General features: G+C 65.1%; 9 protein-coding genes and 2 pseudogenes. 3 read left to right on the top strand and 8 right to left on the bottom strand.

Features of this window, described 5'->3' with window-relative positions:
• The coding region (locus ACN0V4_RS21210; protein WP_417679864.1) for an FAD-dependent oxidoreductase at positions 1 to 1,543 on the bottom strand (1,543 nt) is incomplete at its 3' end.
• A gap of 160 nt (positions 1,544 to 1,703) precedes the next feature.
• Here ACN0V4_RS21210 and ACN0V4_RS21215 point away from each other — a divergent pair.
• From ACN0V4_RS21215 to ACN0V4_RS21225, 3 genes are read left to right on the top strand one after another with little or no spacing between them, the layout of a single operon-like run.
• Positions 1,704 to 2,990 (top strand): TRAP transporter large permease, encoded by a 1,287-nt coding sequence (locus ACN0V4_RS21215; RefSeq protein ID WP_417679866.1) that lies wholly within the window; start codon positions 1,704 to 1,706, stop codon positions 2,988 to 2,990.
• 12 nt (positions 2,991 to 3,002) lie between these two features.
• Positions 3,003 to 3,539, top strand: coding sequence for a TRAP transporter small permease (locus tag ACN0V4_RS21220; protein WP_417679868.1), 537 nt, complete (start codon positions 3,003 to 3,005; stop codon positions 3,537 to 3,539).
• Between the two features lie 3 nt (positions 3,540 to 3,542).
• Entirely contained in the window at positions 3,543 to 4,541 is a 999-nt protein-coding gene (locus ACN0V4_RS21225; protein ID WP_417679870.1) for a TRAP transporter substrate-binding protein, read from the top strand.
• A gap of 148 nt (positions 4,542 to 4,689) precedes the next feature.
• Here the strand turns inward: ACN0V4_RS21225 and ACN0V4_RS21230 are convergent, their stop codons facing one another.
• The 7 genes and pseudogenes from ACN0V4_RS21230 to ACN0V4_RS21260 all read right to left on the bottom strand — a co-directional run.
• Positions 4,690 to 4,851, bottom strand: a complete 162-nt coding sequence (locus ACN0V4_RS21230) for a hypothetical protein (protein WP_417679872.1) — start codon at positions 4,849 to 4,851, stop codon at positions 4,690 to 4,692.
• 65 nt (positions 4,852 to 4,916) lie between these two features.
• Positions 4,917 to 5,390, bottom strand: a pseudogene (locus ACN0V4_RS21235) (substrate-binding domain-containing protein); the annotation flags it as partial.
• Between the two features lie 354 nt (positions 5,391 to 5,744).
• Entirely contained in the window at positions 5,745 to 6,575 is an 831-nt protein-coding gene (locus ACN0V4_RS21240) for a hypothetical protein (RefSeq protein ID WP_417679874.1), read from the bottom strand.
• Complete coding sequence (locus ACN0V4_RS21245; RefSeq protein WP_417679876.1) at positions 6,572 to 8,842, bottom strand: hydantoinase B/oxoprolinase family protein; 2,271 nt, start codon at positions 8,840 to 8,842, stop codon at positions 6,572 to 6,574. Before ACN0V4_RS21245 ends, ACN0V4_RS21240 begins: the two co-directional genes overlap by 4 nt.
• 59 nt (positions 8,843 to 8,901) lie before the next feature.
• Entirely contained in the window at positions 8,902 to 11,058 is a 2,157-nt protein-coding gene (locus ACN0V4_RS21250) for a hydantoinase/oxoprolinase family protein (RefSeq protein ID WP_417679878.1), read from the bottom strand.
• A gap of 106 nt (positions 11,059 to 11,164) precedes the next feature.
• Positions 11,165 to 11,563: an acetone carboxylase subunit gamma gene (locus tag ACN0V4_RS21255; protein ID WP_417679880.1), complete on the bottom strand. Its 399-nt coding sequence runs from the start codon at positions 11,561 to 11,563 to the stop codon at positions 11,165 to 11,167.
• A gap of 5 nt (positions 11,564 to 11,568) precedes the next feature.
• Positions 11,569 to 11,992, bottom strand: a pseudogene (locus tag ACN0V4_RS21260) (hydantoinase/oxoprolinase family protein); the annotation flags it as partial.

Raw genomic sequence — 11,992 nt, forward strand, 5'->3', positions numbered from 1 at the left:
TGCCGCTGCGGGCAAGGGTTTCGGCGTCTGCCGTCAGGATCCGTCCGCCGCGCGTCTCGAACAGCGCGGCATAGGCCGAGGTCAGCGCACCGGGGTCGGAGACCGACCAGCTGTCGGTGTAATGCACCACGCCCGCCGGTGTCAGGCGAAGGGCGGGTTCCTCCCGGCGCCATTCGGCCCCACCCACGATGCGCGACGCCACGCCGAATTCGGCCTTGACCCGATCCGCCTCGGCGGCGGCCTGGTCAAAGTCTCGCGCCGCGCGCAACAGGATCACCAGCCCCTCGCGCGTGACCAGGTTGTCGGAACCGGAGGCCAGGATCAGCGGCTCGTGATCCTCGCTCGCCCTTCGGGTCAGCTGGCTGTAGGTCTCGGCGGCCTTGCGGTGGGTCTTTGGGGCGGAGTTCGCAAAGTAGCGCAGCAGCGCAGGGGCCATGCTCCGCAGGCCCGCGAGGGAATAGGTGATGTCGTTGCTGGTGCCGAGGCCGAAGCTGAGCAGGGTCTTCAGGTCGCGCGGGATCGCATAGGGTTCCGCCGCTTCGACTTGGATGACCCCGGCATTGCCATAGCTGGTTTCCCGGCCCGGCTCGCGCCGGTCGGCCAGGATCACGTCATGGCCGCGGGCCTGCAGGGCCAGGGCCGTGGACACACCGACCATGCCGGCGCCGAGGACGAGGATTTCGGACATGGGTCCGCCTTTCAGAAGAGTGGCCGGGCGGGTCGGGCGAGCCGGTCGTGGAAATTGAACGCGGGTGTCATTCGGGCCCCGTCGCCGGCGCGCGGGGCTGCCGGCCCGTCGATCAGCAGGTCGAGCAGGAGTTCCGAGCAGGAGTTCGAAGCTACTGGTATAGCAAACGATGGTGCCGTTCTGCCGGCGCAGCACGAAGATACGGTTGGAGAACTCCGGCAGAACGGAATGGGTGAGGGGATAGCATGCAGGGTCGATTGCCTCCAGCCGCTCGGCAAAGATCGCCTCCCAGTCCTCGAGGTTGTCGGTTGGGCCCGGTGCGAACTCCATGGTGACAAAGCCGGCAAGCCCGCCGATCAGAGCGTTGAAGGCGTCGCGCATCATCTCGCCCTCGTAGCCGACCACTTTCAGCGCCCCCAGCACCACCTCGGCCCAGGCGAGGTTGGCGACGCCGTTGGATTTGAGCTGGGCGCCGAGCAGGGGGGCGACATTGGCGTGGTCGCGCACAGGTTCGTGGTAGGAGAGGAAGACCGAGCGCAGCCGTTCCTGCCAGTCCACGCCGGGTCCCAGGTTCTCGGAGACGGACATGGCGATCAAGGCGGAGATCTCGGCAAAGAGATCCTCCTTGGCGCCGCCGACGTGCCAGTAGATATGTCCGGCCGAGACGCCAAGCGAGCGCGCAAGATCGCGGATGGAGAAGGCTGCGAGGCCCTTCTCGTCGATCTGGCGCACTGCGGCCGCAACAATTCCGGCCTTGGTTAAGCCGACTACTGCGGCGCGGCCTCGGAGCTTTTTGCCTGATTTTGGGTCTTCTTCCAAACTGAATTCTCGATGCATGCACAAAAAATGTGCCATTCACTGATGTTTGGTAATATCTGCAAAGAAATATCACCATACTATTGATCATCGTTCAATAAAATTATTGATCACCGTTCAATAGAAAGTGCAACACTGTTCAAGCCCTCGCGGCCCCCAGACGACCACTTGACCACCACTTGCTGAAATCGGAGCCACAATGGCGACCATCGCGATCTTGATCTTCTCGACCTTCCTGCTACTTGGCGGGGCGGTGCTGGCGCACCTGATTGGCGCTGCTTCCATCCTGTCCTTTGTCGCGGCGGACCGCCTGCGTTTCCTGGCTGCGGCGCCGCAGCGGATCATCGCGCATGTGGACCTTTTCTCGATCATGTCGATGCCGCTCTTTATCCTCGCGGGCGAGATCATGAACCGCGCAGGCGTGACCCGCGCCCTGCTGAGCCTGTCGATGGGCATGATGGCACGCCTCAAGGGTGGCCTCGGGCACGTGAACATTCTGACCTCGGTCTTCTTCGCGGGGATCTCGGGATCGGCCATGGCGGATGCTGCCTCGGTTTCGAACACGCTGGTTCCCGCGATGCGCAAAGCGGGCTACAGCGCCTCCTATGCCGGCGCGATCACCGCAGCCTCTTCGGTCATCGGGCCGATCATTCCGCCCTCGATCGTGATGATCTTCTACGGCGCGCTGATGAACACCTCGGTCGCGGCGCTGTTCGTTGCGGGCATCCTGCCGGGCCTATTCATGGCGCTGGCGCTGTTCATCGCCAACGCCTGGATGGCGCATCGCGACAACCACCCGAGCGGGGAGCGCATCCCCCTGCGCGAACTTGGCCGCCGGTTCGTCTATGCGCTGCCCGCCACGGTCATCCCCGCCATCATCCTCTCGGGCATCGTCTTTGGCGTCATGACCCCTACCGAGGCTGCAGGCGTCGCTGTCTGCTGCGCGATCCTGGCCGGCATGTTCTATGGCGAGATGACCTTCGGCAAGCTTTTCGAAAGCCTCGAGAGGACGGCGATCCTGTCGGGTTCGATCTTTATCCTGCTCTCGGCGGTGGCGATCTTCGGCTACCTCGCGGGGGTCGAGCAGATCCCCTCAAAGCTGGCGCAGATGCTTATCAACCTCGGTTTCGAGGGCTGGAAGTACCTGCTGCTGCTGAATGCCGTCTTCCTGGTGGCGGGCATGTTCCTGGAGGTGCCGGTGGCCCTGGCCCTGCTGGTGCCGCTGCTTGTGCCGCCGGGGCTGGCCATGGGCCTCGACCCGGTGCACCTGGGGATCGTGATCGTGGTCAACCTGACACTGGGCATCGTGACGCCGCCTTTCGGCGCGGCCCTGCTGGTGGTCTCCACCGTTTCGGGCACGCCCTACTGGTCGATCGCCCGCGCTGCCGCCCCCTTCCTGCTGGTGCAGTTGGCGGTGCTGATGGTGCTGACCTTCGTGCCCGACATCAGCCTCGTGCTGCCCCGCCTGACCGGCTTTATCAAGTAAGGCGCCGAAAAGATGATCAAGATCGCCGACGCGCTCTATGCCCTCTCCGAACTGCTGAACGGAATCGCCCGCCGCATCGCCGCCTTCTGTTTCCTGGGGATGCTGTCCGTGATGATGCTGCAGGTCGTGGCCCGCTACATCTTTGCCTCGCCGCCGTTCTGGACCGAGGAACTGGCCCGCTGGCTGATGGTCTGGGGCGGGCTTCTTGGCGCCTCCTGCGCGTTCCACACCCATGCCGATCCGGCCATGGTCCATCCCCCGGCCCAGGTGATCTGGCGCCAGAAGGTGCAGGCCGTGGCGCGCTTTGTCGGCTCCTGGGTCTTCTTCGCGCCAGTGCTCTATTTCGCGCTGCCTTACGTGGAGCGGCAGATCGGTCGCACCTCGGAGGGGCTCGAAGTCTCGACCGCATGGATGGCTTCGGCGCTGCCGGTAGCGGTGGGGCTGATCCTGCTGCACGGACTCGCCGGCCTGGGCGCGCTGATCTCGCCGAACGTCCTCGCCCGCGAGACGTCCTACGCAGAAGAATTCGAATCCAACATGAAGGAATGACCAATGAAAAAGTTCATCCTCGCCACCGTCGCCGCCATGGCCCTCTCCAGCGGGCTGTCCGGCGTCGCCCATGCGCAGTCCATCGGCATCGCCCTGGATGCCACGCCTGACCGTGAGAAGCAGGCGACCTATCGTTACGTTGACAACCTGCTGGGCCAGCTCAAGGAAATGGGCTGGGAGACCGAGGAATTCCCGCGCGACTCGATCGGCGGCGAAGACGAGCGCCTGGATCAAATCCGCGCCGGCATCCTCGACGTTTCGATGTCAAACTACGCCGTCGCAAACCAGTTCGTTCCCGAAATGCGCGTCATGCAGCTTCCCTACACCTTTGCGTCTTCGCGGCAGGTGTTCAACTTCTTCACCCAGTCCGGCTATTTGGATGAGGTGAACGAGAAGCTGGCGGCCGACGGCATGCGCATCCTCGCCGTCGTTCCCTCGGGCGGTCAGCTGGGCATCTTCAACAACAAGCACGAAGTGAAGTCCGTGGCCGACATGGTGGGCCTGCGCATGCGTGCGCTCGACCCAAACCAGCTGAAGATGTTCGAGATGATGGGCGCCAGCGGCGTGGTCATTCCCTTCTCCGAAGTGCCGAACGCGATCCAGACCGGCATCGCCGACGGCTATGTCAACGCGACCATCGTTCCGCTGGCCTTCGGCCAGGCCGACCTCTTCACCAACTTCACTGACGCCAAGGTGATCATGTCCGCGCGCCTGGCGCTCGCGTCTACCACCTGGTGGGACGGCCTGTCGGCAGAGCAGCAGGCGCAGCTGAACGAGGCTTCCACCAAGGCGCTCGCCGAGGTCTTTGACTTCGTCGACACCTCTGAGGCCAAGCACCGCGCCGACCTCGATGCCGCCGGCATCAAGGTCTACGAGCCGACCGCAGAAGACCTGGCGACCTTCAAGGATGCCACCACCGACATGGCAGGCCTGCTTGAGGGCATCCCGCAGGACCGTATCAAGGAGCTGCGTGAAAAGGCGGCCAGCTATCCGGCCGAATAAGCGGGCCATCCCGACCCGGGACACCATGACGCCCCCGCAGCATCCGCGGGGGCGTTTCGCGTTTGGCGCCCGTTCGCGCATGCGCGGCCGGTCCAAGACCGGCACCGTTTGCGCGCCGGAAGCTGCCTGGGCTCTATCCCCGCGCCGGTTACGTCGCGCTCCTGAAGCGCGCGATCTCCTCATCGAGGAGGGGCAGGAAGGCCGCGAGGCCCTCGCTGGGCGCCTTGCGTTTCGGTCGCAGAAGATACAGCCGCCGCTCCAGCTCGAGATCCGTGATCGGCAGAACGCGGATCTCTGGCTCGTCGGACAACCGCACGCATTCAGAGGCAGGATCGCGATGCCGACGCTGGCGCGCACCAGGCACAACTGGGCGATGGTTGAACGGGTCTGAAGCCCGCCGAACTTGATGCTGTCCGGCAGGGGTGCATCGGACAGCAGGCGTGCAGTACCCGTGTTCGGGCTGAGGTGGATCACCTCGCGCGGGTCGATGTCGGCCAGCCGGATTGGCCCGGCCTGCCGCGCGAGCGGATGATCGCGGTGGCAGGCCAGACCGAAGGCATCGGAGGCGATCTCGGTCTGGATCACGTCCGGGGAGGTGCGGGCGCGGCCCGCGACGGCAATGTCGAGCGTTCCGTCCGCGACCATCCCGGCGAGGACTTCGGCGATGTCGTCGTGCCGGGAGATCGCCAGATCCGGATGCAGCTGCCGGAGCGCACCGATGGCGGGTGCAACCGGCGGTGAAATGGTCGAGGGCGTCGCGCCGATCCGCAGGAGGCCCTGTTGGAGTCGAGCCCGACCGTGATAATCTCCAACATGACCGTCCCCCTTTGTGGATCCTGACAGACCCACCGTGGCACATCGATGCCGTCGGGGGGGCGGTCACATCATCAACGCCCCGGAGCACCCACCGCTGCGGACTCCAGATATTGGTAAAATCCGGGTCGCAACGCTGCCGTAAAATCATTGATTGCGGGACATGCCTGCGACCCAAGGCCAAATGACCCCACCTTCATCATAAAAACGCGAGAGTCAGCAGCGCGAGCTGGAACACCTCCGGAAGCGGTATCCCATGGCTGACACCGTGCGAGGATATGGCAAGGCCGGCGGGGTAGGGGGGCCTGATCGGGCGGGCTCGACATGCGAAAACGGCACCCCGGGGTCGGGATGCCGTTCCTGCAAGGGGTCTCCGACAGGATTGGAGGGTCAGGCAGGCACCCCCTGCAACCGGGCCACCGCATCCAGAACGGCCTCGGGCGGATGGTTGACGGGGACCTGCGCATAGAGGAATTGCGCCGGGCCCGTGCCGGGCAGACCATCGCCAGCGAAGAGCGCCGCGCTGACGTCTCGGCCCTGCGGCGCGTCGCCGCCGCCGATCACCGCGTCGAACCGCGCGGCGCCGTCCGGGGTCACACCGCGACCGACCCCCGCCCAGCGATAATGCCGCGCCGCATTGAGCAGCGGTGCATAGCGATCCGCTGGGCCGGGTGTGTCGCCTTCCTCGATCAGCAGACCGCCGACCGGGCGTTGCGCCACGCAGCGGATGAAATCGGCGATATACATCGCCGCGTCCTCCACCGCGTCCTCGTCCACCTCCACATCCCGCCCCGCGGCGATCTGCGCCTCTGCCAGCCAGGCACCCGGCGCCGGCAGCGCCAGCACCAGCGGAACCTGCCCCTGCAGATGGGCGCCGACCGCTTCGGCCACCTCGTCGAGCAGGGCGCGCGGGCCCTGTTCCTCAAGCATCCGCCGCAACGGATAGGGGAGACGTTTCTTCGATCCCATCTCGGCGGCCAGCTCCGGGTGACGGTTGAGCCACGACCGGAACAGATCGCCGACGTTCACCACCGCCACGTCAGAGCGCAGCAGCCCGCGCGCCTGGGTGAAGAACGACAGGTATTTCGCCGCGCCCTCGGCCCAGGGATCGCCGCCCTCGCCCAGCAGCAGCCGCCGGGCATAGCCCGACGACTCCAGCCAGACCCGCAGCGCCTTCGTACCCGTTGCGTCGGGCAGATCTTCTGCGAGATGACGGCTCATTGCTTTTCGTCTCCCGGAACGCCGGCAGCCGCCAGACGCGCCTCAAGTTCGGCGATGCGCACGTCTTTCGGGTGCGTCATGTAATTCGGCCTGGGCTCATCGCCGCGGCGGGTGACATCGGGCGAGCCCATATAGAGCGTCTCGATCTCGTCGCCCCAGCAGCCGAAATAGGGCAGATGCGCCGGAGGTTTGGGCTGGTTCCAGCCCTTGACGAACTCAGCATAGGGCACCGAGCGGGCGATGCGCGCCTGGCGTTCCGCGTCCCGAGCCTGCTCGGTCGCCTCGAAGTCGATGGCGAGCGTCTTCGGGTCGAACACCACCTTGTAGAGCCGCGCCGCCACCTCGGGCGACATCAGGCCTTCCTCGATGTCCTTGACCACATTCACCGGGTCGCGCTCCAGCAGGTCGCCATAACCGGCGCCGGCGCCCTGGCTGATCATGAACAGCTCACCGCGTTTCGAGATTTCGAAGCCCATGCCCATGTGATGGGTGGTGTATTTGGCCCCGTCGAAGGGCTGTTCGTTCATGATCTCCTCGATCGAGTGGCGGAATTTCTCCGGCTCGTTCAGCAGGATGTCATAGACGTCGACATCCTTGACCTTGGACAGCGGATAGGTGCCGCAGGCATAGCCGCCGAACAGACCCTGGATCGGCGGGATCTTGGCGCCCTGCGCGGTGGTCATGAAGCCCCACTGCTCCGAATCCTTGGTGGCGACCATCATGGTATAGCCCTGGCCGCCCCGGTATTTGCCCGGCGCGATGGCGTCCCGCGTCATCTTCTTCGAGACAAGCTGCAGGAAGGGCACGTCTTCCTCGTTCACCTCCTGCTCGCCGATGTCGGCCATGGTGGCGAAGATCGGCGCCAGCGCATGTTCGCCGTCGCGGTTCGAGGTCGCCCCGGCGCCCATGCCGTTGAGGTCGGCACAGAGGTTGCCCAGCGTTTCACCGTGCTGGCTGACCCCACCCCAGATGAAGGTGTTGATCATGTTGAAGGTCGGCGCATGCACCTTGGTGTATTTCTCGGGGCAGGAATACAGGAACTTCGCCACCGCGTGCTGCCCGGCGGTGAAGCCGGTAAAGATCGACATCAGCGATTGTGAGTTCGGCGCGTCGTAGGAGCAGTTCAGGATCGAATGCGGATCGGTGATCACCTCGATCGGCGCCATCGCCGCCTGACCGCGCGGCAGGTCAGGCCAGATGTAGCACAGGAAGAGCTGCGACAGCATCCCCTTGAGCCCGCCGAGAATGGTATTGGTGGCGCGGTTGGTGAACTCGGGGCTCGATCCGCGGAAGTCGAAGATCAGCCGATCGCCCTTTTTGGTGAGCTTGCAGTTCACCTTGACCACGCAGTTCTCGCGCAGGGTCGAATCCTGGATGATATAGGTCTGCACCGACATATCCGGCCATTCCGTCAGGCGACGTTTCACCTCGGTGCGCACATCCTCCATCGTCAACCGCAGCATGGCGACCAGCGCCTCGGGACCTTCGGTGTTCAGGGTTTCCTGGATGCGCTGCTTGATGCGCAGGCAGGCGAAGAGCTTGACCTTCATGTCCTCGAGCTGCAGCTTCGGCTCGCGCACCGAGTTCTGCAGGAAGGTCAGCAGGTCGCGCTTGATCTGATAATTCTCGACCACCTTGAAGGGCGACATCTTCAGCCCCTCGTCGCTGGGGCTTTCCGCCATCGAGGGCATGCCGCCCGGCTCGATCGCGCCGTTCTCACCCTCGTGCACCGTCGAGGCGACCCAGCACACCAGCCGGCCTTCGTGGAAGATCGGCAGGATCATCGACTGGTCGGTGTTGTGCACGTTGCCGTAACGGCTGTCATTGTGGATGAAGCCGTCACCGTCGCGCACGCCGACGGTTGGCTCATTCATCCAGTTCTTGACGATGAACTTGATCGGATGGTGCACCACCGACGAGAACAGCAGCACGCCGCCCGCCGAGGCCAGCGCCAGATCGCCGCTGGCGGTATAGATGCCGGTGATCACGTCGCCCCATTTCGCGCCCGGGGCGGCGCCCATCTGTTCGACCATCTCATAGCCTTCGTCACAACCTGACTGCAGCCGGTCGCGGATGCGGGCGATCATGTGATGATCGAAGTTCTGACCGATGGCGAGTTCCTCGTCCGGGCTGCGCTCCATCAGGTCGTGGTTCTGCATGATCTCGGGATCGGGGCCGAGAAACAGCGTGGTGTCTTCCAGGAACTGCTTGATCAGTTTGATGTCCTCGGCCGAGGGGGCCGGGCCGGTGATATTCAGGTCTTTCATGGTTTTCTCCTCCTGTCGGATCATGGGCCCCGGCGCTCCACTCGCCGGGGCAGCCGTTTTCAGTGCCGGGTTACCGGCGTCTCGTTACGCAGGAACCACGAGGCCCCCTGTTTCGCGGTGACGAAGGTCCAGCCGGGGTTGACCAGGAAGGTCGTGACCTCGGAGGCGACGATTGCCGGCCCCTCGATCTCCACCCCCGGATCCAGCTCCTTGCGGGCCCAGATCGGGGTTTCGAAGGCCTGGTCGAAGCCGACGAAATGGCAGGTGCGATGTCCCGACGGAGCCGGCGGCGCCTTGCGCTCGGGCTTGGCAATCGGTTTGATGTCCTGGAACTGGACCGTCTCGTGCCGGACATAGCTCGACACCCGGATGGTATTGATGCGGATCCCGGCCTCGGGCGCCTGGCTGCCTTCGCCGAAGCGCTTGCCGTAGTCTTCCGAGAACTGGGTGATCACCTGCAGAACATCGGCCGGGCTGTTCAACTCGTGGATCGGAACGACGGCGGTGGTCTGCACCAGCTGGTTGCCGTAGCGCATGTCGAGTTCGAGATCGAACAGGATCTGGTCATCGGGCACGCCCTGACGTCGCAGGTCCTGCCGGCCCCGCTCCTTCAGCTCGGCCACGATGGCGTTGAACCGCGCATAGTCGTCGAACAGCGCCCGGGTGTTGCTGTCATAGAGCACCATGTAGAGCGACTGTTCGTGGATATGGAGCTGGTGCATGTTGCCCGCGCCCACCGCCGAGAACACCGAGCTGAGCGGCGGGGCCAGGATCTTGTCGATGCTGAGGTTCTGCGCGATGCCGCAGCAATGCAGCGGTCCGTTGCCGCCATAGGCGAGCATGGTGAAATCCTCGGGGTTGTATCCCCGGGCGCGCAGCTCGGTGAACAGCCCGTTGGCCATATTGCCATCGACCTTTTCGCGGATCAGCTTCGCCGCCTCGATCACCTCGCAGTCGAGTTCGTCGCAAAGCGCGTCCTCGACCGCCGCCTTGGCCCGGCGCGGGTTCAGCGGGATCGAGCCACCGGCGTAATTCTCGGGGTCGAGATAGCCCAGCAGCAGGTCGGCGTCGGTCACCGTGGGCTTCATGCCGCCACGGTCATAGCAGGCCGGGCCCGGATCGGAGCCGGCGCTTTCCGGCCCGCATTGCACCGTCTTGTACATCCGGTCGTAAGAGGCGACCGACCCGCCGCCGGCGCCCAGTGTCACCAGGTGAACCATCGGCACCGACACCAGCCAGCGGTCGATCACCGGGTTGAAGTCATAGTGCTTCACCCCGCCCTCGACGACGATGCCGATGTCATAGCTGGTGCCGCCCATGTCGGTGGCCACCACATTGCCCAGTTCGGCCTGCAGCGCCAGGTGTTCCGAGGCGCCGATCCCGGAAACCGGGCCCGAGTGGATGGTTTGCAGCGCGTCTGTCGAGTTGAGCTGCGCCATGCCGCCGGAGTTGTGGATCACCAGCATCGGCTTTTCATAGGTATGGGCGCGCAGGTTCTGCTCCAGCTGCGACAGCGCGTGATACATGGTGGAGTGCAGATAGCCGTCGACGATGGCCGAGGTCGAGCGCACATATTCGCCCTTTCGGCCCGCCACCTGGTGCGACAGGATCACCGGGATCGCACCCAGCAGATGCGAGGGGTATTCCTCAAGCAGGATTTCCTCGATGCGCTGTTCGTTCGCCGGGTTCACCACCGAATTGACCAGCGCCACGACGATGATCTGGGCGCCGCGGTCGACCAGTTCGCGCAGCTGACGGCGGACATCCTCCTCGTCCAGCGGCATCACCACCTTGCCCTGGAAATCCAGCCGCTCGCGGATGCCGCGGATCATATGCGGCTCGACCAGCGGATCGGGCCGCTGCGCGTTGGGCAGGTCCTGCTTGCCCAGATCGTCGAGCCCCTCGCCATAGCCGCGGGCGCGGCTCAGCGGCACGGTGGCCTCATAGCCGGCGGTGACCAGCATGCCGATCTTGGGGCCCTTGTGTTCGATCAGCGCGTTGGTGCCCAGCGTGGTGGCATAACGCACGCTGTCCACCTCGGTCAGCACATGCTCCAGCTCCACGTTCAGCACCTGGCAGGCCTTGCCCAGGGCCTCGTTGAAACCCATGGCCAGATTGTGGTGCGTGGTCAGTGCCTTGGTCTCGATATACTGATCGCCCCAGACGACGAAACAGTCGGTGAAGGTGCCACCGATATCAACGGATACGCGTTTCATTCTCGCTCCCTGTGTCTGTCCGGGAGGCCGTCCTCCTCGACGGTCGCTCCCGGTGGATGTCCCTCCGCCCGCGCCCGGGGCGCCGGCGGATACCTGTTTTGAATGATCAGTGGCCGTGCGCCCGGCCCGGCATCACGACGGGGCCGGCATCGGGCAGCATCGCCGGGCCGCGCGCCGCCCATTGCGCCTTCAGCGCCGCGACATCGACCTGCATGTCCCAGACCGGCGGATGGCCGGGGATGGCATATTCGGTCTCGACCTGGGTGCCGCAGCTCGGGCAGCAGAACTCCAGGATGCGCACCCAATCCGGGTCCGGGCTGAAGGTATAGCGGTACTTGTCAGGGTCGATCACCGGCGGGTGGATCTCGCGCGGGTCGCGGTTATGCACCAGCAGCCCTTCCTTATAGTTGCCCTCGGCCGGCGCGATCACGTGATCGCAGACCCGGCATTCCCACTTCTCGCTTTCCAGGTCGATGCGCAGGTATTCGGTCATCGGTATTTTCATCGGTCTCACTCCTCCCGGTCCAGAATGACGTCGCCGGCGTCGGAGACGGCGAGCGTCCAGCCCGCGGGCACGCGGGCGGTAAAGTAATCCTCCTCGAGGATGGCCGGCCCTTGGGCGTAATCGCCCGGAGCCATCGCGTTCAGCCGGTAGACCGGCAGATCGACCCGGCCCTGTTCCGGCACCAGCACCTTGCGGGTGCCCGCCGGCGTGGCCTGGGCCTTGCGGCTGACCGAGACATGGCCGCCGTCGCCCCGACGCAGGCTCTTGATCGCGTTCAGCTCCAGCTCCACCGCCGCGGCCGCGACCAGCGCCGGCGGGAACTCGGCGCTCTCGCCCAGCTCATGCACCACTTCGCCCTCGGGCGTCTCGGCGACGAGACGGGGGGTGGTGGGGTGACGGCCTTCCTCGTAGCCTTCGCGGGGGAGGGCG

Origin of the sequence: Pseudodonghicola sp., from assembly GCF_048268305.1 — a bacterium.
Taxonomy (GTDB): Bacteria; Pseudomonadota; Alphaproteobacteria; order Rhodobacterales; family Rhodobacteraceae; genus Pseudodonghicola.